Here is a 22,630-nt window from a genome sequence, read left to right as displayed (position 1 = left end):
ATGCGACCACCATGGGTGAGGTGAGGGACGGCACCCGTTCACGGGAGGCGATCGTCGAGGCCGCCCGGGCGTTGACCATCGCGACCGGCTGGGACGGCGTCCGGATGGGCGCTGTCGCGCGCGCGGCGGGGGTCAGCCGGCAGACGGTCTACAACGAGTTCGGCACCAAGGCGGGGCTGGCCGAGGCGCTCGCCCGGCGCGAGGTCGACCGGTTCGTCGGCGACGTGCGCGCCCTCCTGCACGCGCACGGCGACGACGTCCGGGCCGCCGCGCACGCCACCATCTCGCACACCCTCAACCAGGCCGTCGGCGATCCGTTGATCAAGGCCGTCCTGACCAGTTCCCGGGGCGGCTCGGACGATCTGCTGCCCTACCTCACCACCCGCTCGGAGCTGGTGCTGACCGAGGCCACCGAGGTACTGCTCGAGTGGGCCGACGGCGTGCTGCCGGGCGCCGACCGGGCCGCGGTCGCCTTCGCGACGGACTCGGTCGTCCGGTTGGTGATCAGCCACATCGTCCTGCCCGGCGCCCCCGTCGCACAGACCGCCGCCGCCCTCGCCGACCTGGCGGTGTACCTGCTCCTGCACGCGGTCACCCAGGGCACCCACTCCGACTGACCGGGCGTCGCCCGGGCGGCAGCGCCGCAGGTGGCCGAGCGACACACCGGCGGAGGCGTCGCACCGGACGGCAGCGTCGCACCGGCCGGGAGCCACCGGGCCCGACCGGGGGTGCCCCGCCTGCGGCCCGGGGCGCGGGGGTCAGCGGACGACGCGACCGCGCAGCACGATGCGGGCGGGGCTGCGCACCGCGCGCAGGTCGGCGCGCGGGTCCTCGGGATAGACGACGAGGTCCGCCAAACCGCCCTCGACCAGTCCGGGGAAGCCGAGCCACTCGCGCGCCCGCCAGGACGCGGCGGCGAGCACGTCGGTGGTGGACATGCCGGCCTGCTCGTGCAGCAGCAGCATCTCCTCCGCCGCGAGGCCGTGGTCGATGCCGCCGCCCGCGTCCGTGCCCACGTAGATCGGCACCCCGGCCTCGTACGCCGAACGCACCACCTCGGGGAAACGGTCGCGCAGGGCGAGCATGTGGTCGGCGTAACCGGGGAACTTGGCGCGCGCCTGCTCGGCGATGCCGCCGAAGGTCCGAATGTTGATCATCGTGGGGACGAGGGCGGTGCCCCGCCGGGCCATCTCGTCGACCAGGTCCAGGCTGAGGCCCGTGCCGTGCTCCACCGAGTCCACCCCGGCGCGCACCATGATCTCGACGGCCGACTCGGAGAAGGTGTGCACGGCGGCGCGCACCCCGGCGGCGTGCGCGGCCCGGACGGCGGCGGTCATGGTGTCGGCGTCCCAGGCCGGGGCGAGGTCGCCGACACCCCGGTCGATCCAGTCGCCGACCAGCTTCACCCAGCCGTTGCCGGCGCGCGCCTGCGCGGCCACCGTGGCGGCCACCTCCGCCGCGCCGACCTCGACGCCGATGTCGCGCAGGTAGCGCTTCGGCGGCGCGACGTGCCGGCCGGCGCGGGCCAGCCGCGGCAGGTCGGGCTCGTCGTCGAGCTCCGGGTACGGGTACGGCGAGCCGGCGTCGCGGATCGCGAGGACCCCGGCGTCCCGGTCGACTCGGGCCAGCTCGCGGGCCTGGTCGAGCGAGGTGATCGGGGCGCCGCCCCGGGCGATGCCGATGTGGCAGTGCGCGTCGATCAGGCCGGGCAGCACGAAGCCGCCGTCGGCGATGGTCTCCGCCCCGGGGACCGGGGTGAAGGTCACCCGGTCCCCGACCAGCCACAGGTCACGGACCTCGTCGTCGGGCAGCACCACGCCGCGTACGTGCCAGGCCATGCGTCCTCCGTCTGCGCGCGAAAGGGCGGTCCGCCCGCCATTCTTCCCCGTCGGCGCGGGCCGGAGCCGGCCGGGGCGGCGCGCCGCGACTGCGGTGCGTAGCCTGGCGAACACCGGGCGGCACGAACGGTCGATTGACAGATTTCTTTATTTACGCATGTCTTGATGAAGGGAATCTCCATCGCCAGGATGCTCCGCAAGCGCCCGCGCAGCGGGCGCGCACAGGTGTCGCCTCACCCCAAAGGAGCGTCGGGACGTGTCACCACGACGATGGCGAATGGCAGTGGTCGGCCTGGCGGTCGGCCTCACCCTCCCGATCGGCGCCGGCGCTCCGGCCGCCGCCGCACCGGACCCCGCCCAGGCAGAGGCCAGGGCGGTGGCCGCGAAGGTCGACAAGAAGGTCACCAACCGGCTCGCCGGCCAGGGCAAGGCCAGCTACTGGGTCTTCCTGGACAGCAAGGCCGACCTGTCCGGCGCGGCCAGGCTGCGCGGCAAGACGGAGAAGGCCGCGCACGTCCACCGCACCAAGACCGCCCACGCCGAGCGCAGCCAGGCGGGCCTGCGCGCCATGCTGACCCGCAAGGGCGCGGAGTTCACCCCCTTCTGGCTGGTCAACGCCATCAAGGTGACCGGCGACGCCGACCTGCTCGGCGACCTCGCCGTACGCTCCGACGTCTCCGAGATCCTCGCCGACGACCCGGTCGAGATCCCGAAGCCGCTGCCCGGCGAGACCCTCCCCACCACCAACGCCACCGAGTGGAACATCGACCGGATCAACGCGCCGCGGGTCTGGAACGAGCTGGGCGTACGCGGTGAGGGCATCGTGGTCGCCAACATCGACAGCGGCGTCGACGTCACCCACCCCGCCGTGGCCGCCAGCTACCGGGGCCGCAACGGCGACGGCACCCTCGACCACAACTACAACTGGTTCGACCCGGCCCAGATCTGCCCCACCGCCGCGCCGTGCGACAACAACGACCACGGCACGCACACCATGGGCACGATGGTCGGCGCGGACGGCGCGAACGTCGTCGGCGTGGCCCCGGGCGCGCGCTGGATCGCCGCCAAGGGCTGCGAGACCAGCGGCTGCTCGCGGGCGTCGCTGCTCGCCTCCGGCCAGTGGATCGTGGCCCCCACCGACCTGGACGGCGCGAACCCGCGCCCCGACCTCGCCCCGGACGTGGTCAACAACTCCTGGGGCTCCAACGCCTACGACCCGTGGTACACGGAGATCGTCTCGTCGTGGGTGGCCGCCGGCATCTTCCCGGCCTTCTCCAACGGCAACAGCGGCCCGAGCTGCAACACCTCCGGCAGCCCCGGGTCGTACACGATCAGCTACAGCTCCGGCGCGTTCGACGTGAACAACGCGATCGCCAGCTTCTCCAGCCGGGGCACCGGCGAGAACGGCGACATCAAGCCGAACATCGCCGCGCCGGGCGCCAACGTCCGCTCCTCGGTCCCGGGCGGCTACGCGGCGTTCAGCGGCACGTCGATGGCCTCCCCGCACACCGCGGCGACGGTGGCGCTGATGTGGTCGGCCTCGCCGGCCATCCAGGGTGACGTCGCCGAGACCAAGCGCATCCTCGACGACACCGCGGTCGACGTCAACGCGCTCACCTGCGGCGGCACCGTCGACGACAACAACGTCTTCGGCGAGGGGCGGCTCGACGCGTACGCGGCGGTCGACGCCACCCCCCGGGGCGCCCTCGGCGCGCTGGGCGGTCAGGTCACCTCCGGCGGCGCCCCGCTGGCCGGGGCGGACGTGCGGGTCAGCGGCCCGATGACGCGCGCCACCACCACCGCCGCCGACGGCTCGTACGGGCTCGACCGGCTGATGGTCGGCAGCTACACCGTCTCGGTGAGCAAGTTCGGCTACGTCACGGCGACCGCCTCGGTGACGGTCACCGAGAACCAGACGGTCGAGGCGGACGTCGTCGTCGCGCGGGCCCCGTCGGCCACGCTGAGCGGCACGGTGCGCACCTCGACCGGCCCGGCCGGCGGCGCCACCGTCACCGTCCTGGGCACCCCGCTCGCCGTCACCGCCGACGCCCAGGGCCACTACTCCGTGACGGTGCCGCACGGCACGTACGACGTCCGCTTCGGGCACGCGTACCGCTGCTCGGACGTGGTGACCAGGCCGGCCCAGGTCGGCGCGGACACCGTCCTCGACGTCACCCTGCCCGACCGGGTCGACGCCTTCGGGTACGCCTGCGGCCCCGCCGGCGGCTCCTTCGTCGCCGGCACGGAGCTGCTGGCGCTGACCGGTGACGACCGCAGCGTGCCCGTCACGCTGCCCTTCCGGGTCCCGCTCTACGGCCGGTCCTACCGGCAGGCGTGGGTGAGCACCAACGGCGTGCTCGGCTTCGACGTCGCGTCGACCAGCCGCCTGAACACCGCCCTGCCCAACACCACCAACCCCGACCTGGCGCTCTTCCCGTTCTGGGACGACCTCTACGTGGAGGCCGACTCGGGCGTCTACACCGCCGTGACCGGCGCCAAGCCGCACCGCACCTTCGTCGTGGAGTGGCGCAACGTGTCGATCTTCGCCGACCGGTCGATGCGACTGACCTTCAGCGCCGCCATCGGCGAGGACGGCTCGATCACCTACCGGTACGCCGACGTCGACGGCACCGGCGCGGAGACCGGCACCGGCGCGACGATCGGCCTGGAGAACGCCGACGGCAGCGTCGGCTTCGAGTACTCGTACAACGCCCAGGCGGTCGCCGACGGCACGGCGATCGCGTTCCGCAGCACCCGCACCGGGGTGCTCTCCGGCGTGGTCACCGACGCCAACGACGGGCGGCCGGTCGCCGGGGCCACCGTGAGCGCCCGGGTGGGCGACGCGACGGCCACGGAGACCACCGAGGCCGACGGCACGTACCTGATCCAGGCACCGGCCGGCGCGGTCGGGTTCGCCATCGACAAGGAGCACTACGAGGCGGCGTCGGGCGCGGTGGCGTTGCCGGCCGGCGGGGCCGAGGTCCGGTCGGCGGCGCTGCGCACCGCGCGGGTCGGCACCCCGACGGGCGAGCTGACCGTCGTCGCCCCCACCGACCAGACCCGGGGCGGGCAGCTCACCCTGAGCAACACGGGGGCGCTCGGCACCGACGTCACGGTCACCGAACTGAACGAGGACGGCGCGCCGCAGGACGTCGGCTGGCTCGGCCTGAGCGGCGCCACCGGCACCCTGGCCAGCGGCGGCCGGCACACCGTCGGCGTGGCTACCAGCACCGCCGGCCTGGCCCCCGGCAGCCACCACCGGGCCAAGCTGCGGATCGCCTCGGCCAGCGGTCGGCAGCCCGTCCTCGTCGTCCCGGTCACCCTGGTGGTGCCGCGCCACGCCGTCGCGATCAACGCCGGCGCGACGTCGCCCCGGGCCGACGTCGAGGGCCAGACCTGGTCGCCGGACCGGGCCTGGACCGCCGGCGGCGCCGGCTACCTCGGCACCTCCAGCCGACGGACGACCAGCACCCCGATCACCGGCACCAACGATCCGGCCCGCTTCGCGGACCAGCGGGAGGGGATGTACGAGTACCGCGTCGACGGTCTCGCGGACGGCCACTACACGGTGGAGCTGGACTTCGCCGAGGTGAAGCGGCAGTACCCGGACAAGCGGGTCTTCGACGTGCTGCTCGAGGGCCAGGAGGTGCTGCCGTCGCTGGACGTGGCCGGTGAGGTGGGCAGCTACGCCGCACTGAACCGGACCTACACGGTGCGGGTGACGGACGGCCAGCTCAACGTACGGTTCGTGACGCACAAGGGCTACGGGTTGCCGATCGTGAACGCGCTGCGGGTCACCGACCGGCCGGACCTGCCGTCCTGACCGGTCGCACGAGAAGCGGGGGCCGGCCGGTGACGGCCGGGCCCCGCCCGTGTGGACCCGTCGGCGGTGTCAGTCCCCGCCGCCCGCGAGCAGCCCGGCCCGCCGCGTCGTCAGCGCGGGCAGGTCGACGGAGACCTTCCACGGCCGCTCGGTGACGAAGAGGTCCTCGGCGTGCGTCACCACCTCGTACTCGCCGGTGGGGCCGAGCGTGTACTCCGTCAGGGTCATCCGCTCGTGCAGCGGGTCGACCACCCAGTACGTCCGCACCCCGGCGTGCGCGTAGACCTTCGCCTTGTCGTAGAGGTCGCGGAACGTGGAGGTCGGCGAGAGGACCTCGACGGCCAGCAGGGCGTCCTGGACGGGCACGGGCGACCGGTCGGCGTGCTCGCGACGGATGGCGACCACGTCGGGACGCGGCTCGTTGCGGCGGTCGATGCGCATCGACAGGTCGATGCTGACCAGGTACTCGGCGGGGCAGTTGACCTCGAGAGCGAGCAGCAGTCGCACGCAGAGGTCCTGATGCACGGCGGTGGGGGACGGCACGATCAACCTTCCGTCGACCAATTCGTACGGAAGGTCCTTCGGCAGGTCACCGAGGTCGTCAACCGTCCACTCCGACCGCTCGGGCAGGATGGGTGCCACGGTCATGACTCCTCCTTCCAGGGGCGACATCACCCTAGGCAAGGATCACGTCACCCACTGCCAACGACACGCCTCAGCGGGGCCGGCCGTCGCCGCCCTTGCCGAGCTTGTTGAAGTCGATCTTCGGCAGCTTGAAGCCCGGCGGCAGGCCCTGGCCGGCGGCCAGGTCGTTCGGGTCCATGCCCGGCGGGAGCTGCGGCATGCCGCCCGGGAAACCGCCCGGCATCCCGGCGCCCGCCCCGGCGCGCGGCCGGTTGCCGCCCTTGGTGCCCTTGCGCTTGTTCTTCGGCGACTTGGTCGCCTTGCGCCGGCCGCCGCCGGGCAGGCCCATCATGCCGCCCATCTGCTTCATCATCTTCTGCGCGTCGGCGAAGCGGTTGAGCAGCTGGTTGACGTCCATCACGGCGACCCCGGAGCCGTTGGCGATGCGGGCCCGGCGGGAGCCGTTGATGATCTTCGGGTTGCTGCGCTCGGCGGGGGTCATCGACCGGATGATCGCGGTGACCCGGTCGAAGTGCTTGTCGTCCAGCTCGGCGAGCTGGTCCTTCATCTGCCCCATGCCCGGCATCATGGCCAGCACGTTGGCGATCGGGCCCATCCGCCGGACCGCGATGAGCTGGTCGAGGAAGTCCTCCAGGGTGAACTGCTCGCCGCCCATCAGCTTGGCGGTCATCTTCTCCTTCTGATCGGTGTCGAAGGCCTGCTCGGCCTGCTCGATCAGAGTGAGGACGTCGCCCATGCCGAGGATCCGGCTGGCCATCCGGTCGGGGTGGAAGACGTCGAAGTCCTCCAGCTTCTCGCCGGTGGAGGCGAAGAGGATCGGCTGCCCGGTGACCTCCCGCACCGACAGCGCGGCGCCACCGCGGGCGTCGCCGTCGAGCTTGGAGAGGACCACGCCGGTGATGCCCACGCCGTCGCGGAACGCCTCGGCGGTGCGCACCGCGTCCTGGCCGACCATGGCGTCGATGACGAAGATGACCTCGTCGGGGTCGACCGCGTCGCGGATGTCGGCGGCCTGCTGCATCATCTCGGCGTCGATGCCGAGCCGGCCGGCGGTGTCGACGATGACGATGTCCCGGGCGGCCCGCTTCGCGTGCTCGATCGAGGCCCGGGCCACCTGCACGGGGTCGCCGGTGCCGTTGCCGGGCTCGGGGGCGTACACCTCGACGCCGGCGCGACCACCGAGCACCTGGAGCTGCCCGACGGCGTTGGGGCGCTGGAGGTCGGCGGCGACCAGCAGCGGCTGGTGGCCCTGGGCCTTGAGCCAGCGGGCCAGCTTGCCGGCGAGCGTGGTCTTACCGGAACCCTGGAGGCCGGCCAGCATGATCACCGTCGGCGGCTGCTTGGCGAACTGGAGTCGCCGCCCCTCGCCGCCGAGGACGGTGATCAGCTCCTCGTTGACGATCTTGATGATCTGCTGCGCCGGGTTGAGCGCCTGGGAGACCTCGGCGCCGCGCGAGCGCTCCTTGACGTTGGCGATGAAGCCCTTGACCACCGGCAGCGCGACGTCCGCCTCCAGCAGCGCGAGGCGGATCTCGCGCGCGGTGGCGTCGATGTCGGCGTCGGTGAGCCGACCCTTGCCGCGGAGCTTGGTGAAGATCCCGGACAGGCGGTCACTCAAGGTGTCAAACACGCGAACATCCCGTTTGTCAGTGTTCCGGCGGGCAGATCGACGGCCGGGCGAGGTGTCCGGCCACCGCTAGGGTAGCCGGCCGGCCGCACCGCCGCTCCGGGCCGGGCACAGCCGGGGCGGCGTCGGCCGGGCGCTCGCTCACACCGCGGCCAGCACCGCGGCCTCCAGCCGGGCCCGGGTCGCCTCGCCCGGCCAGCCGCCGACGAGGTAGAAGGCGTCGACCACGTCCCCGCCGAGGGTGGAGATGCGGGCCGCGCGCACCTGGGCGCCAGCCTCGTCGAGGGCGCAGGTGACCCGGTAGAGCAGGCCCGCCGCGTCGGCGGCGCGCAGCTCCAGCAGCACGGCGTCGGTGGCCGCCTCGCGGTGCCAGACCACCCGCGGCGCGGCACCCCCGGCCCGCGCCGCCAGGGCCCGGCCGCGCAGCCGCTGGGTGACCGAGACGTCGCCGTTCACCGCGCGCCGCAGGTCGGCGCCGAGCGCGATCGGGTCGGGCTCGAGCCCGTACCGGGGCTGCACCCGGCACTCCACCAGGGCCCGGCCGTCGACGGTGGAGGCGTCGGCGGAGAGCACCTCCAGCCGGTGCAGCGCCAGGCAGCCGGCCACCGTCGCGAGCAGGCCGCGCCGGTCCGCGGCGGCCACCGCCACCCGGTCCCCCGTCAGGTGTACGACCGGCAGGGGTCCCGCCAGCAGGGCCGGGTCGGGGTCGGGCGGGGCGGGCAGCGCGCCCGTGTCCAGCGCGGTCCGCACCCGGGCGACCAGCTCGGCGACCAACCGGCCCTTCCAGTCCGACCAGGCGCCCGGCCCGGTGGCGGCGGCGTCGGCGCGGACCAGGGCGTGCAGCAGGTCCAGCGTGCTCGGGTCGCCCACCCGCTCGGCCACGCCGGCGATGGTGACGGGGTCGGCGAGGTCGCGCCGGGTGGCCACGTCGGGCAGGAGCAGGTGCAGCCGGACCACCGTGCCGATCAGCGCCACCTCCGGCCCGGGCAGGCCGATCCGGGCGGCCACCGCCTCGGCCAGCGGCGCCCCGACCGTGCTGTGGTCGCCCGGTAGTCCCTTGCCGATGTCGTGCAGGAGACCGCCGAGCAGCAGCAGGTCGGGGCGGTCCACCTCGCGGCTGTGCCGGCTGGCCTCGTACGCGGTCTGCACGAGGTGCCGGTCGAGGGTGAACCGGTGCACCGGGTGGTGCTGCGGGAGACTGCGCAGCCGGGTCCACTCGGGCAGCCAGCCCTCGATCAGCCCGTACCGGTCGCAGGTCTCCCAGGCCGGCACCAGGCCGGGGCCGGCGCCGAGCAGGGTGATCAGCGCGGCCCGGGCCTCGGCCGGCCACGGCGCCGGCAGCGGCGGGCAGTACGCGGCCAGCCACTCGCAGGTGGCCCGGGCGATCGGCAGCCGGGTGACGGCCGCGGCGGCGGCGACCCGCAGCGACAGGCTCGGGTCGGGCCGGGCCCCGATCGCGGTGCGGGCCAGCACCAGCTCGCCGTCGTGCTCGACGACGTCCCGGGCGACCGGTCGGCGCAGCGGACGCCCGTCGGCGCCCCGGCGGCGGCCCGCACGGAGCCGGTCGGCGGCGCGGAAGGCGTCGTCGAGGGCGTGGCTGACGGTCCGGGCGTCCCCGGCGACCCGGCGCAGCAGCGCGTCGCCGTCGCCGACGAGTTCGACCCGCTGCGACGCCTCGGCCGCGCCGGGCGGGAGCTGCCGGGGCGGCGGGGCGCCGGGCGGGAGCTGTCGAGGCTGGGCCGGGTCGGCCGCGCCCGGCGGGGACTGCCGCAGCCCGAGCAGCGCGGCGACCCCGTCGCGCTCCTGGGCGATGAGCCGGTCGACCCGGCGGCCGACCTGCCGGTGCAGCGCGTCCCGGGTGTCGAGCAGCCGCAGGTGCGCGGCGCGGACGGCGGGGCGCAGCGCGTCGGTGATCCCGGCGGCGGCGACGGCCCGCAGGATGCCCACGTCGCGCAGCCCGCCGGCCGCCTCCTTCAGGTCGCCCTCCAGCAGGAACGCCAGCTCGCCGTGGGCCGCCCAGCGGACGGCGGTGAGCTCGCGCAGCGCCGGGAGCTGCCGCACGGCCGTACGCCGCCAGTGGTCGGCGGCGGTGCGCACGAGCGTCTCCGCGAGCGCGGCGTCCCCGGCGACCAGGCGCGCGTCGAGCAGCCCGAGGGCCACCTTCACGTCGTCCTGGGCGACGGAGAGCGCCTCGGCGACGGTCCGGACGGAGTGGTCCAGCCGCAGGCCGGCGTCCCACACCGGGTACCAGACGGAGGCGGCCAGCTCGTCCACGCCGGGCACCCCGGCGTGCAGCAGGACGAGGTCGAGGTCGCCGTGCGGCGCGCACTGCCGGCGGCCCAGCCCGCCGACGGCGACCAGCGCCACCCCGGGCCGCCGCGGCAGCAGCTCGCGCAACCACCGGTCGTACGCGTCGGCCCGCGCCGCCCGCGCCGCCTCCCCGACGCCGCCGACCTCGTCGACCGGGAGCTGCGCGGCGCCGTTGCCGGTGTGGCCCGGCGCGTCACTCCCGGTCGACGAGGTCATGGCGGTGTCAGAGCGCGTCGAGGCCGCGCTCGCCGGTGCGGACCCGGACGACCTCCTCGACCGCGGTCACCCAGACCTTCCCGTCGCCGATCTTGCCGGTCCGGGCGGCGCCGACGACGGCGTCAACGATCTTGTCGACGTCGATCTCGTCCGTGAGCACCTCGACCCGGATCTTGGGCAGGAACTCGACCGTGTACTCGGCACCCCGGTAGACCTCGGTGTGCCCCTTCTGCCGCCCGTAGCCCTGGACCTCGCTGACGGTCAGCCCGGCCACGCCGAGGGCGTGCAGGGCCTCCTTCACCGCGTCCAGTTGGTACGGCTTGATGACCGCGGTCACCAGCTTCATGTCCAACCCCTCCATCCCAGGAACGTTAACGGGCGACCTTCTCGGCGGCCGGCTCGGTAGGCGCGGTCGGCTCGGCGGGCGCGGCGGGTGCGTCCGCCGGCTCCGTCGCCGGCCTGGCGCCGGTCAGCCCGGCCATGGCGAACGCGCTGCCCCCGCCACTGCCGGCGGCCGGCGACAGGTCGTAGCCGCTCTCGGCGTGCTCGGCGATGTCGATGCCGCCGACCTCGTCCTCGGCCCGCAGGCGGAAGCCGATCGTCTTCTCGATGGCGAAGGCGAGCACCCAGGCCACCGCGAAGGACCAGGCGGTGACGATCAGGCCGGCCAGGGCCTGCCGGCCGAGCTGGGTCGCGCCGCCGCCGTAGAAGAGCCCGTCGGAGGCGCCGATCACGTCGGTGATCGCCCCGTTGACCGAGTTGGTGGCGAAGAGGCCGAGCCAGAGCGAGCCGATCCAGCCGCCGACGAAGTGCACGCCGACCACGTCGAGCGAGTCGTCGTAGCCGAGCTTGTACTTGAGGCTGATCGCCAGCGCGCAGACCGCGCCGGCGACCAGGCCGAGCAGCACCGCCGCCCAGGGCGCGACGAAGCCGCAGGCCGGGGTGATGGCGACCAGGCCGGCGACGGCGCCGGACGAGGCGCCGACCAGAGTCGGCCTCCTGTCCTTGACCCATTCGACGACGATCCAGCCGAGCACCGCGGCGGCCGTGGCGAGCTGCGTGTTGATGAAAGCCAGGCCGGCGACCGAGTCGACGGTGAGCTCGGAACCGGCGTTGAAGCCGAACCAGCCGAACCAGAGCAGCCCGGCGCCGAGCGCGACGAGCGGGATGTTGTGCGGCTTCATGCCCTCCCGGGGCCAACCGAGCCGCTTGCCCAGCACCAGCGCCAGGGCCAGGGCCGCCGCGCCGGCGTTGATGTGCACCGCGGTGCCGCCGGCGAAGTCGAGCGCGTGCAGGTCGGCGCCGATGATGCCGCCGCCCCACACCCAGTGCGCGACCGGGAAGTAGACCAGCGTCGCCCAGCCGAACGCGAACAGCAGCCAGCCGGCGAACTTCGCCCGGTCGGAGACCGCGCCGCTGATCAGCGCGACGGTAATCACGGCGAACATCATCTGGAAGGCCATGAACACGTAGAGCGGGACGCCGATGCCGCTCGGGTTCTCCGCCGTCGCGCCCCAGAGGTCGGTCTCGGCGAGGAAGGTCTTGGTGCCGAGGTAGGCGCCCGGGTCGCCCCAGAGGCCGTTGACATCGCTGCCGAACGCGATGCTGAAACCGTAGAACCACCACAGAACGGAGATGAGCCCGATCGCGGAGAAGCTCATCATCATCATGTTCAGTACACCCTTGGCCCGGTTCAGGCCGCCGTAGAACAGCGCCAGTCCGGGCGTCATGAGCAGCACGAGCGCCGTCGACACCAGCAACCACACGGTGTTGCCGGAATCGATCGTGGGTGCCTCGGGCACGCTGGCCTCCTAAAGGTGAAGTTCCCTCCTTCCCGGCTTCCGGGGCAGCGTCGCCCGTACGCCGGATGCGCGGAAGCCTGCTCGCTCCCTGTTTCCCCCAGCGTCACCCGTCGATTTCCGGACGGTGACGCCTTGTTTCGGACGTGTGAAGAGAACCTCACCGTCGTCGCGGGGCGGCATCCGGCGGTACGGACCGCTCAGCGCAGCGCGTACTCCAGGGCGTTGCGCTCGTAGTCGAGCAGCCGCAGGTCCCGCATCGGCCGGCGCAGGTGCCCCTTGTGCACGATCCGGACGAAGGCGGGCTCACCGGCGGCGGCCATCCGGCGGATGCCCTCCACGTGGTCCACGATCCGCTTGCGGATGGTCCGGATCAGCCGGTGCCGGTCCCGGGGGATCAGCCCGTACGCGTCGGCGAAGAGGCGCAGCCGGCGCGGCCGGTCGGGGTGCTTCCAGCCGAGCGTGATCGAGTCCCGGTCGGAGAAGATCGGCACCCAGGTCCAGGCCGCGTACGCCACGTCGTAGATCCGGGCGCCGGGCGAGGCGAGGTCGAAGTCGATCAGCCCGAGGGTGCCGTCGGGCCGCCAGATGACGTTGTGCGGGGCGGCGTCGTGGTGGCAGATGACCTCGGTGTCCGGCGGCGGCGGGCCGAACGAGCGCCACACCGCCCCGGGCGGCGGGACGAAGCCGTACTGGGCGTCGTGGAACATCCGGAGCATGGTGGCGACGGTCACCAGCGCCTCGTCGGTGACCCAGTGCGGGGCCAGCGGGTACTCCCCGCACTCCCCCTCCAGGTACGACAGGACCTCCCGGTTGCGCTCGTCCATGCCGAGGGCGCGGGGAGCGCCGGTGAACCCGACGTACTCCAGGTGGCGCAGCAGGGCGTGCACGGAGGGCGTCCACGGCCCGGCGTTGCGCCGGACCGTGTCGCCGACGCGGACCACGGTGCTGACGTTCCCGCCGTGCAGCGGGATCTCCTGCGAAGTCACGTACGGTCTCCCGAGGCGCGGCGACGGGTGGCTGGGGTCGCGCCACCCGGCGTAGGCGCGATCGTCGGTCGTCACTGCGAGGTTACGCGTCCCGGGCGAGCGGCTCGGTACCGAGCAGCGCGTCGACGAACTGTGCGGGGTCGAACGGGGCCAGGTCGTCCTTGCCCTCGCCGAGCCCGACCAGCTTGACCGGAATGCCCAGCTTGCGCTGCACGGAGATCACGATGCCGCCCTTGGCGGTGCCGTCGAGCTTGGTGAGCACGACGCCGGTCACGTTGACCACCTCGGTGAAGACGCGGGCCTGCTCCAGCCCGTTCTGCCCGGTGGTGGCGTCGAGGATCAGCAGTGTCTCGTCGATCGGGCCGTGCTTCTCCACCACCCGCTTGACCTTGCCCAGCTCGTCCATCAGGCCGACCTTGTTCTGCAGCCGGCCGGCGGTGTCGATCAGCACGGTGTCCACGCCGGTGTCGATGCCCCGCTTGACGGCGTCGAAGGCCACGCTGGCCGGGTCGGCGGCCTCGGGCCCGCGGACGGTCTCCGCGCCGACCCGCCCGCCCCAGGTCTCGAGCTGGTCCGCGGCGGCGGCCCGGAAGGTGTCCGCGGCGCCGAGCAGCACGCTGCGGCCGTCGGCGACGAGCACCCGGGCGATCTTGCCGCAGGTGGTGGTCTTGCCCGCGCCGTTGACGCCGACGACCAGCAGCACCGCCGGCACGCCCGCCTTGGGCGCGGTCCGCAGCGACCGGTCCAGGGTCGGGTCGAGCGCGTTGACCAGCTCGGCGGCGAGCAGGGCGCGCAGCTCGTTCGCGGAACGGGTGCCGAGGACCCGGGTGCGCTCGCGCAGCCGGTCGACGATCTCCCGGGTGGCGTCGATGCCGACGTCGGCGGTGATCAGGCCGTCCTCGATCTCCTCCCAGGCGTCCTCGTCGAGGTGGTCGCGGCTGAGCAGGCCGAGCAGGCTCTTGCCGAAGACGTTCTGCGAGCGCGACAGCCGCGAGCGCAGCCGGACCAGCCGCCCGGCGGTCGGCTCGGGCACCTCCAGCACCGGGGCCGGGGCCTCCACGACCGGCGGTTCCACCAGGATCCCGGTGGACAGTTCGGCCTCCGGCGCCTCCACCGGCGGGCCGGCCAGGTCCTCCTCGGCCCGGGTCTCGACCTCCGTCTCGGGCAGCGGCGGCTCCGGTCGCCGGCGCAGCCGCGGCACGACCAGCCCGATGCCGCCAAGGATCAGCACGCCGAGCAGGGCGAGCGCGATGAGGAGGTATTCGGTCATGCCGGAATCCTGTCAGATGCCGGCGAAGCTGTCCCAGCCACCGCTCCCGACCGCGCCCGCGAGAGCCGACGGTAGGCTCGGTCACAGCCAGCAGTGGTGCGACCGCCGGCCGGGTAGTAAAGATGAAGTCCGCTCATCTGGAGGTCGACCATGCCCGCGGCACACCTGCTCATCGGCCCGTTGCTACGCAGGGTGGTCGGCACGCGGGCCACCATCTGGGTCGAGACCAGCGCGCCCGCCGTGGTCACCGTCCGCACCGCCGACGGCGCCGGCGGCACCGCCCCCACCTTCTCGGCGTACGACCACCACTACGCCCTCGTCGTGGTGGAGGGGCTCACCCCGGACAGCGCCACCAGCTACGAGGTGCTGATCGACGACGAGGTCGCCTGGCCGGTGCCGAAGAGCAAGTTCCCGCCCAGCGTGATCCGCACCCGGGCGGCCGACGACCTCGACCAGCCGGTCCGGTTGGTCTTCGGCTCCTGCCGGGAGACCACCCAGCACGCCACCACCCGGCGGCTGCCCCCGGACGCCCTCGACGCGTACGCCCGCCGGCTGATGGCCGACCCCGAGCCGACCGACCTGCCCGACCTGCTGGTGCTCCTCGGCGACCAGGTCTACGCCGACGTGACCTCCCCCACGGTCCGGCGGCTGCTGAAGCGGCGCCGCAGGCGGCCCGAGGGCGCGCCGGGCGACCAGGTGGTGAGCTTCGACGAGTACACGAAGCTCTACCTGGAGTCCTGGCGGGACCCGGAGATCCGCTGGCTCTTCTCCACCGTCCCGAGCGTGATGATCTTCGACGACCACGAGGTCATCGACGACTGGAACACCTCGGCCACCTGGCGCGACGACATGCGCGACCAGCCCTGGTGGGCGGAGCGGATCGCCAGCGGCCTCGCCTCGTACTGGGTCTACCAGCACCTGGGCAACCTCTCCCCCGACGAGATCGCCGCCGACCCGGTCTACGCCAAGGTCAGCGCGGCGGAGGACGCCACCGGGGTGCTGCGCGAGTTCGGCCAGCGGGTCGACACCGAGGCCGACCTCGCGCACGACACCGAGCGGTGGCGGGCCGTGCAGTACCAGTGGAGCTACGCGCTGGACCTGGGCCGGACCCGGCTGGTCATGCTCGACAACCGGTGCAGCCGGGTGCTGGAGCCGGGCCAGCGGGCGATGCTGCCCCCGGGCGAGTGGTCGTGGTTCCTCGACCGCGCCCACGGCGTCTACGACCACCTCGTGGTCGGCGCGTCCCTGCCCTGGCTGCTCCCGCCGGGCATCCACCACGTGGAGGCGTGGAACGAGAAGCTCGCCGACTCCCGGCGGCGCTGGGTCGCCCGGCTGGCGGAGAAGCTGCGCCGCGGGCTGGACCTGGAGCACTGGGCCGCGTTCCACCGCTCGTTCGACGCGCTCGGGGCGCTCTTCGCCCGCCTCGGCAGCGGCACGCCCGGCGAGCCCGGCGAGCGGATCGGGGCCGGCCCCGCGTACGCGCCACCGGCGTCGATCAGCGTGCTCTCCGGCGACGTGCACCACTCGTACGTGGCGCGGGCGCGGTTCGCCGACCGGGGCGTGGTCACCCCGGTGCACCAGCTCACCTGCTCGCCCATCCACAACCAGGTTCCCGCCGGGATGCGCCCGCTGATGAGGCTGGGCTGGTCGGCCGGACCGGCCGGGGCCACCCGGGCGCTGGCCCGCACCGCCGGGGTGCGCCGCCCACCCTTCCGCTGGAAGCGGCTGGCCGGACCGTACTTCGGCAACGCGGTCGCCACGCTGGTGCACGCCGGCCGCGCGGCCGAGGTGACCATCGAGGGCACCACCAGCGACGGGCACCTGCGCGAGGTGATGCGGCAGCGCCTGACGCCCGGTGGGTGAACCGCCCACCCGCGACGGGCGGGCAACCGGCACCCGCGCAGCCGGTGGCGCCCGGATAACCGCTCGCGGGTTGTCGGGGGTGCCGGCCAGGATGACCGCATGACCTGGCGAGCACCGGAGATCACCCGGACCCCCGAGCCCTACGTCGGCGACGAGCGCACCATGCTGGAAGGCTGGCTGGACTACCACCGGCAGACCCTGCTGCTCAAGTGCGCCGGGCTGACGGCCGAACAGCTGAAGACGCCGAGCGTCGAGCCCTCGGGGCTCACCCTGCTCGGCCTGGTCAGGCACCTGGCCGAGGTGGAGGCCTGGTGGTTCCGGGAGAACTTCGCCGGCCAGCGGGTCGACTACCCCTACTTCACGCCCGACGACCCGGACGCCGACCACGACGTCAGCGCCGCCGACGCCGAGGCCGACTTCGCCACCTTCCACCGGGAGGTCGCGCTGGCCCGCGCCGCCGCGGCGGGCCGCTCGCTCGACGACACCTTCACCGAGGTCGGCCCGAAGCGCCGGACGTTCAACCTGCGGTGGGTCTACGTGCACATGATCGAGGAGTACGCCCGGCACAACGGCCACGCCGACCTGATCCGCGAACGCATCGACGGCGTCACGGGCGAGTAGCCCACGCCGCGCGTCAGTACGCCAGGGCGGCCCGCGCGTAGCGCAGGTCGGCCGGGCCGCTCCAGCGCAGCGCCGACAGGCCGGCGACGCGGGCGCCCCGGATCGCCCAGTCCTCGTCGTCGACGAAGAGCACCCGGGCCGCCGGGGTCTCCAGGGCCTCGCAGGCCGCCTGGAAGTACTCCTTCGCCGGCTTGTTGACCCCGATCTTGGACGAGTTGACCACCGCGTCGAACTCGCCCACCAGGCCGAGGGCGGCGAGGTCGGCGTCGAGCAGGTCGGTGGCGTTCGTGCCGAGCCCGACCCGGATGCCGCCGGCCCGCGCCTCGCGGACGAAGGCGAGCACCTCGGGGTCCACCTCGCCCCGGTAGCGCTGCCACTGCTCCACGGCGGCCCGGGCCCGCTCGGGGCCGCCCACGGAGTCGGCCAGCGCGTCGGCCACGCTGGTCATCCAGTCGGCGTGGCTGACCCTGCCGGTCAGCACCGGCTGGAGCCGCCCCCACTGCATGGCGATCTCGGTGAGCACGCCCTCGGACAGGCCGTACTCCCGCTCCACCCCGGCGGCCACCGTCGGGTCCCACCGCCGCAGGACGCCGTCGAAGTCCACCAGGAGCGCCGTCGCCCGTTCCCGACCCACTACTCGTTCTCCTCGCCGCGGCCACGCCGCTCGTCTCCGTCGGCCCGGTTGAGCCGCTGGCTGATCACCTGGGTCACCCCGTTGCGCATGGTCACGCCGTACAGGGCGTCGGCGACCTCCATCGTCCGCTTCTGGTGCGTGATGACGATGAGCTGGCTCTTCTCCCGCAACTGTGCCAGCAGCGTGATCAGCCGGCCCAGGTTGACGTCGTCGAGCGCCGCCTCCACCTCGTCCATGATGTAGAACGGGCTGGGCCGGGCCCGGAAGATCGCCACCAGCATCGCCACCGCGGTCAGCGAACGCTCGCCGCCGGAGAGCAGCGACAGCCGCTTGATCTTCTTGCCCGGCGGGCGGGCCTCGACCTCGACGCCGGTGGTGAGCAGGTCGTCCGGGTCGGTGAGCACCAGCCGTCCCTCCCCACCGGGGAAGAGGACGTTGAAGACCTGCTGGAACTCCCGGGCGGTGTCGGCGAACGCGCTGGCGAAGACCTCCAGGATCCGGTCGTCGACGTCCTTGACCACGGTGAGCAGGTCGCGGCGGGTGGCCTTGAGGTCCTCCAGCTGCTCGGAGAGGAACTTGTAGCGCTCCTCCAGCGCGGCGAACTCCTCCAGGGCCAGCGGGTTGACCTTGCCGAGCAGGGCCAGTTCCCGTTCCGCCTTGGCGGCGCGCTTCTCCTGCACCGGCCGCTCGTAGCGGACGGGCTCGGGCACCGGCAGGCCGTCACGTTCGGCCGCCGCCACGTCGGCCTGGGTGGGCGGGACGGGCTGGGTCGGGCCGTACTCGGCGACGAGGGCCTCCACGTCCAGCCCGAAGTCCTCGGCGGCCTTCGCCTCCAACTGCTCGATGCGCAGCCGCTGCTCGGCGCGGGCCACCTCGTCCCGGTGCACCTGACTGGTCAGCCGCTCCAGCTCCGCGCCGAGCCGCTTGGCCGCGCCGCGTACCTCCTGGAGCTCGGCCTCGCGGGCGGCGCGCTCGCGCGCCACGGCGTCGCGGTGCTCCTCGGCCGCGGCGATGGAGGTGGCCAGCCGGGTGAGGGCCTCCCGGGCCCCGCCCGCCACGGCCCGGGCGATGCCCGCGCCCCGGGTGCGCGCCGCCCGCCGCGCCGCCGCGCGTTCCCGCGCGGCCCGCTCGGCGGTGGCCTGCCGGCGCAGCGAGTCCGCGCGGCCGGCGATCGAGGAGACCCGCTCCTCGGCGGTACGCACCGCGAGCCGCACCTCCATCTCGTTCTGCCGCGCCTGCGGCACCATCGCGGCGAGCTGGTCGCGGTCCTCGCTGGAGGGTTCCGCGTCGACCGGGGTCTCCTCGGCCAGCCGCAGCCGCTCCTCCAGCTCGGCCAGGGTGAGCAGGTCCCGCTCCCGGGCCGCCTCCGCGCGGGCCCGGGACTCGCCCAGCCGGTCGGTCTCCGCCTTCGCCGAGCGGGCCGCCGCGCCCAGCTCGGCCAGCCGGCGGGCGGCGGCGTTGCGGTGGCTCTCCGCCTCCCGCTTGGCGGCGGCGGCGTGCTGCACAGTCTCCTTGGCGGCGGCCACCTCGGCGCGGGCGTCGACGAGCTGCTCGCGCAGCTCCGCGCCGGTGCGCTCGGCGGCGAGCCGGTTCGACCGGGCCTCCTCGACGGCGGCCTGCACCTCGATGAAGCTGGGCGCCTTGGCCGACCCGCCGGCCGCCGCGTACGCGCCGACCACGTCCCCGTCCGGGGTCACCGCGCGCAGCTCCGGGTTGCCGGCGACCACCTCGGCCGCCGCCGCGAGGTCGTCGACCAGCACCACGTCGCGCAGCGCCCGGTGCACCGCCGGACGGATCTGCGGGGAGCACTCCACCAGGTCGGGCGCCCAGCGGGCGCCGTCGGGCAGCTTCGGCCGCAGCGCATCGACCGGGGCGTCCATGCCCGGCCCGGCGGGGCTGCCGACCAGCAGGCCGGCGCGGCCCGCGTCGGAGATCTTCAACAGCCGCATGGCCTCGACCGCCTCGTCGACGCCGCTGACCGCGACCGCGTCGGCGAGCCCGCCGAGCGCGGCGGCGAGTGCGGCCTCCTGCCCGGGGGCGACGGTGAGCAGCCCGGCCAGGCTGCCCAGCAGGCCGGGCACCTCGTCGGCGCGGGCCAGCAGCGCGCCGGCGCCGTCCTTGCGACGCAGACCGAGGGCGAGCGCCTCCTCCCGGGCCTTCCAGGTGGCGGCGTCCTTCTCCGCCGCGCGTTCGGCGTCGGTCAGCGACCGCACGGTGGCCTGCGCCCGCTCCTGGGCGGCGACCGCCTCGGCGTGCCGGGCGTCGAGGTCGGCGTTGTCCCGGTCCGCCTCGGTGGACTGCTCGGCGACCGCGTCGAGCTCGGCCTGGGCCTGGTCGGCCCGGGCCAGCGCGTCGGCGTGCGCGGTGGCGAGCCGTTCGATCTCCTCGCCGGCGCTGGTGGTCCGGGCGCGGGCGGAGTTGACCTGGCCGGTCAGCCGGGCCAGGCCCTCCCGCCGGTCGGCGATCGCCTTGGCCGCGGCGACCAGCTCGCGTTCGGCGGCGGCGAGCTGCCGTTCCAGCTCCTGGCGGTGCTCGACGGCCTCGGCCAGCCGGACCTGGTCGTCGGTGAGCGCGCCGCGCAGCTCCTCCTCCTGCTCGCGGATCCGCTCGGCCTCGGCCTCCAACTGGTCGGGGTCGCGGCCGGGGCGCTCGTCGTCCGGGACGGCGCTGAGGTGCCGCAGCCGCTCCCGGGCGAGCTGCTCGATGGAGCGGAACCGCTCGGCGAGCGCGGAGAGCTTGTACCAGGTGTCCTGGGCGGCGGCCAGCAGTGGCGCGTCCTCGGCGAGGGCCGCCTCCAGCTCGGCCAGCCGCGCCTGCACCTCGGTGTGCTCGGCCTCGACCTGCTCGCGCCGCTCGCGCACCGCGGTCTCGTCGGCGATCTCCCGGTCCAGGGTGGCCCGCAGGGTGGCCAGGTCGTCGGCGAGCAGCCGCAGCCGCGCGTCGCGCAGGTTGGCCTGGATGGCGGCGGCGCGGCGGGCCACCTCCGCCTGCCGGCCCAGCGGCTTGAGCTGGCGGCGCAGCTCGGCCGTGAGGTCGGTGAGCCGGTTGAGGTTCGTCTGCATCGCGTCGAGCTTCCGCAGCGCCTTCTCCTTGCGCTTGCGGTGCTTGAGGACGCCGGCCGCCTCCTCGATGAACGACCGCCGGTCCTCCGGCTTGGCGTGCAGCATCCCGTCGAGTCGCCCCTGGCCGACGATGATGTGCATCTCCCGGCCGATGCCGGAGTCCGACAGCAGCTCCTGGATGTCGAGCAGCCGGCAGGTGTCGCCGTTGATCTCGTACTCGCTCTCGCCGGAGCGGAACATCCGGCGGGTGATCGACACCTCGGTGTACTCGATCGGCAGCGCGCCGTCGGTGTTGTCGATCGTGAGGGTCACCTCGGCCCGGCCCAGCGGGGCCCGGCCGGCGGTGCCGGCGAAGATGACGTCCTCCATCTTGCCGCCGCGCAGCGCCTTGGCGCCCTGCTCGCCGAGCACCCAGGCGATGGCGTCGACGACGTTGGACTTGCCGGAGCCGTTCGGGCCGACCACGCAGGTGATCCCCGGCTCCAGCTTCAGCGTCGTCGCGGAGGCGAAGGACTTGAAGCCCTTCACCGTCAGGCTCTTGAGATGCACCGTCTCGATCCTCGTCCGGTGGCCGCCGTACCGTCGCCGGCTGCGCGGACCTGGGTGAACCCGCAGACTAACCCGGGACCGGGGACCGCCGGGCACGCGACCCGCCTGGCGAGCGCCCAGGGTGGCGCAGGCCGCCTGGCGAGCGCCCCGGGTGGCGCGGGCCGGCCCGCCGCCGCGCCCCTCCGTCGGGGGAGCCGCCCGGGACGCGTTCCGGCGGGCCGCACAAGATCAGGAATTGGCGCCGGCGAAAAGGGGCGCGGACAGAGCTGCGCGCCGGCACGGAAAGTGTCGGCGCGCTCTTTTGCGTGGTGCGATTCAGTTTTCCGATCCGGAGATCAGGTCAGCGCGGGCTCGGCCAGACGGAGCAGGTCGTCTGCCTCCGCCGCAGCCGCCGCGAGCCGATCGTTCTCGGCACGCAACCGCGTGATCTCGAACTCCAGAGCCCGAACCGTGGCACGCAGTCGGGTGACCTCGTCGAGGAGGCGCCGATCGGGCGCCGCACCTACGTGGCCGTACAGGGCCTTAGCCATGTTGACTCCTTGATATGCGCTGCCGGAAGGGCCGGCCAACGCGCGCCCAAATGTGTACGCGGCTGTCATCCCAGACGATTCTGGGCATGACCGGGCGCGACTGGCGACACCTACATATTGAGCCGACACCCCCTCCTTAGTCAAGTTCTCGCAGGCCGTAGATCATTTCCACGTCGACCTGTCCACTTGCCGGGGGCTGCCACAAGGCGCGGACACACTCTGTCCGGACACCTTGACTCTACGCCCCGGATCCCGCGAAGTCGCCACCCTGCCGTCCGGGTTCCCCTTAACTCTTCCTTAGCCACGTTGCCGCTGTTCGCGGCCGCCACGTAGCGTCACCCCGGCCCCCGCAAGCGACCCCTTGGAGGCAGAGGCGTGTACGGCTGGACCGACCCGAAGGACCCGGACGGCGCGCCCCGACGCCACCAGCAGCCGCCGGGCGAGGAGCCGCCGGCCTGGCTGACCGACCGTCCGGAGCCGAGGTCGGCCTACCTGTTCGGGGACGACCCGGAGCAGCCAGCCGACGAGTGGCACCGCGACCAGCCGACCGCCCGCTGGCAGCCCGAGTCCGCCGGGCCGACCGGGACCTGGCAGCCGCGGTCCACCGACCCGACCGCGACCTGGCGGCCCGAGCCGGGCGACCGGTGGCAGGCCGGCCCCCACGACCGGTGGCAGGCCGAGGCGGGCGACCGCTGGCAGGCCGGACCAGGCGACCGGTGGCAGGCCGAGGCGGGCGACCGCTGGGGCGCCGGGGTCGACAGCCCGGCGGACGAGCCGTACCGGGCGGAGTCCGCCCCCGTCGGCGACCGGACCGCCGGCGCCTGGCCGGTCGACGGGGGCGGTCGGGTCGTCGA

Annotated in this window: 14 protein-coding genes and 2 pseudogenes; 5 read left to right on the top strand and 11 right to left on the bottom strand. The window is 74.1% G+C overall.

Annotated elements, in window-relative coordinates; all coding sequences use genetic code 11:
• Positions 1–11: 11 nt before the first annotated feature.
• Positions 12–617, top strand: coding sequence for a TetR family transcriptional regulator (locus ACSNN9_RS10375; protein ID WP_436672830.1), 606 nt, complete (start codon positions 12–14; stop codon positions 615–617).
• 141 nt (positions 618–758) lie between these two features.
• Here ACSNN9_RS10375 and ACSNN9_RS10370 read toward each other — a convergent pair whose 3' ends face one another.
• Entirely contained in the window at positions 759–1,838 is a 1,080-nt protein-coding gene (locus tag ACSNN9_RS10370; RefSeq protein ID WP_436672829.1) for an amidohydrolase family protein, read from the bottom strand.
• A 277-nt stretch (positions 1,839–2,115) separates the two neighbouring features.
• Here ACSNN9_RS10370 and ACSNN9_RS10365 point away from each other — a divergent pair, with 277 nt between their 5' ends.
• On the top strand, positions 2,116–5,661 hold the full coding sequence (locus ACSNN9_RS10365; protein ID WP_436672828.1) for a S8 family serine peptidase: 3,546 nt from the start codon (positions 2,116–2,118) through the stop codon (positions 5,659–5,661).
• 69 nt (positions 5,662–5,730) lie between these two features.
• Here the strand turns inward: ACSNN9_RS10365 and ACSNN9_RS10360 are convergent, their stop codons facing one another.
• The 7 genes and pseudogenes from ACSNN9_RS10360 to ftsY all read right to left on the bottom strand — a co-directional run bounded on the left by ACSNN9_RS10360 (position 5,731) and on the right by ftsY (position 14,517).
• Positions 5,731–6,309, bottom strand: a complete 579-nt coding sequence (locus tag ACSNN9_RS10360; protein ID WP_436672827.1) for a Uma2 family endonuclease — start codon at positions 6,307–6,309, stop codon at positions 5,731–5,733.
• 67 nt (positions 6,310–6,376) lie between these two features.
• Entirely contained in the window at positions 6,377–7,936 is a 1,560-nt protein-coding gene (ffh, locus tag ACSNN9_RS10355; protein WP_358084464.1) for a signal recognition particle protein, read from the bottom strand.
• A 138-nt stretch (positions 7,937–8,074) separates the two neighbouring features.
• A pseudogene (locus ACSNN9_RS10350) lies at positions 8,075–10,384 on the bottom strand ([protein-PII] uridylyltransferase); the annotation flags it as partial.
• Positions 10,385–10,466: 82 nt separating this feature from the next.
• Positions 10,467–10,805, bottom strand: coding sequence for a P-II family nitrogen regulator (locus ACSNN9_RS10345; RefSeq protein ID WP_176733926.1), 339 nt, complete (start codon positions 10,803–10,805; stop codon positions 10,467–10,469).
• 25 nt (positions 10,806–10,830) lie between these two features.
• Positions 10,831–12,261: an ammonium transporter gene (locus ACSNN9_RS10340; RefSeq protein ID WP_436672826.1), complete on the bottom strand. Its 1,431-nt coding sequence runs from the start codon at positions 12,259–12,261 to the stop codon at positions 10,831–10,833.
• Between the two features lie 197 nt (positions 12,262–12,458).
• Positions 12,459–13,322 carry an aminoglycoside phosphotransferase family protein gene (locus tag ACSNN9_RS10335; protein ID WP_172896564.1) on the bottom strand — a complete coding sequence of 288 codons (864 nt, stop codon included), beginning with the start codon at positions 13,320–13,322 and terminating at the stop codon, positions 12,459–12,461.
• 7 nt (positions 13,323–13,329) lie between these two features.
• Complete coding sequence (gene ftsY / locus ACSNN9_RS10330; protein WP_358084472.1) at positions 13,330–14,517, bottom strand: signal recognition particle-docking protein FtsY; 1,188 nt, start codon at positions 14,515–14,517, stop codon at positions 13,330–13,332.
• A 150-nt stretch (positions 14,518–14,667) separates the two neighbouring features.
• On the opposite strand from ftsY, the gene ACSNN9_RS10325 reads away from it, so the two are divergent.
• Both ACSNN9_RS10325 and ACSNN9_RS10320 read left to right on the top strand, forming a co-directional pair.
• Positions 14,668–16,380, top strand: coding sequence for an alkaline phosphatase D family protein (locus ACSNN9_RS10325; protein ID WP_436672825.1), 1,713 nt, complete (start codon positions 14,668–14,670; stop codon positions 16,378–16,380).
• Positions 16,381–16,479: 99 nt separating this feature from the next.
• Positions 16,480–17,001, top strand: a complete 522-nt coding sequence (locus ACSNN9_RS10320) for a DinB family protein (protein WP_436672823.1) — start codon at positions 16,480–16,482, stop codon at positions 16,999–17,001.
• A 13-nt stretch (positions 17,002–17,014) separates the two neighbouring features.
• On the opposite strand, the gene ACSNN9_RS10315 is transcribed toward ACSNN9_RS10320, so the two are convergent.
• From ACSNN9_RS10315 to ACSNN9_RS10305, 3 genes are all read right to left on the bottom strand, one after another.
• Positions 17,015–17,635, bottom strand: a complete 621-nt coding sequence (locus ACSNN9_RS10315; protein WP_436672822.1) for an HAD family hydrolase — start codon at positions 17,633–17,635, stop codon at positions 17,015–17,017.
• A complete protein-coding gene (gene smc / locus ACSNN9_RS10310) occupies positions 17,635–21,246 on the bottom strand; it encodes a chromosome segregation protein SMC (protein WP_436672820.1) in 3,612 nt (1,203 codons plus the stop codon). The genes ACSNN9_RS10315 and smc overlap by 1 nt, the downstream gene beginning before the upstream one ends.
• A gap of 335 nt (positions 21,247–21,581) precedes the next feature.
• Complete coding sequence (locus ACSNN9_RS10305) at positions 21,582–21,776, bottom strand: hypothetical protein (protein ID WP_091096806.1); 195 nt, start codon at positions 21,774–21,776, stop codon at positions 21,582–21,584.
• Positions 21,777–22,151: 375 nt separating this feature from the next.
• On the opposite strand from ACSNN9_RS10305, the pseudogene ACSNN9_RS10300 reads away from it, so the two are divergent.
• Positions 22,152–22,630, top strand: a pseudogene (locus ACSNN9_RS10300) (CAP domain-containing protein); the annotation flags it as partial.

The organism is Micromonospora sp. URMC 107, from assembly GCF_051386315.1.
GTDB lineage: Bacteria > Actinomycetota > Actinomycetes > Mycobacteriales > Micromonosporaceae > Micromonospora.
The sequence above is the reverse complement of the archived record's forward strand: the minus strand, read 5'-3'. Positions and strand labels throughout refer to the sequence as shown.